The sequence below is a fragment of the Bradyrhizobium sp. BRP19 genome (assembly GCF_020194195.1).
GTDB lineage: Bacteria > Pseudomonadota > Alphaproteobacteria > Rhizobiales > Xanthobacteraceae > Bradyrhizobium > Bradyrhizobium yuanmingense.
This window is the reverse complement of sequence record NZ_JADYVZ010000118.1, coordinates 1-445: the sequence shown is the minus strand read 5'-3', so window position 1 is coordinate 445 and position 445 is coordinate 1. Positions and strand designations below refer to the sequence as shown.

The 445-nt window shown below is 61.6% G+C and carries 1 protein-coding gene; it reads left to right on the top strand.

Annotation, left to right across the window (positions count from 1 at the left end; genetic code table 11):
- Nucleotides 1-445: DNA-3-methyladenine glycosylase I (locus I6F36_RS38765; RefSeq protein ID WP_225173271.1), on the top strand; the 445-nt coding region annotated here is incomplete at both ends.

The following is a 445-nucleotide window of genomic DNA, read 5'->3' as shown; positions in this document are numbered from 1 at the left end:
GCCTCTCCTGGATCACGATCTTGCGCAAGCGCGAGAATTTCCGCAAAGCGTTCGACGACTTCCAGCCCGAGAAGATCGCGCGCTACAACGCCAAGAAAGTCCATGCGCTGATGAACGATGTCGGCATCGTGCGCAACCGCGCCAAGATCGAGGGCACGATCGCAAGCGCGAAGTCCTATCTGAAGATCATGGAGGAAGGGCCGGGCTTCTCGAAGTTCCTGTGGGATTTCGTCGACGGCCAGCCCAAGGTCAACGAGTTCAAGACCACGGCGAGCGTGCCGGCCTCGACGCCGCTGTCGGTCAAGGTCTCGAAGGAGCTGGCATCGCGCGGCTTCAAGTTCGTCGGCCCGACCGTCGTCTACGCCTTCATGCAGGCGACCGGCCTCGTCAACGATCATCTCGTCACCTGCTTCTGCCATGAGGCCTGCGGCGGCAAGCATCGCAG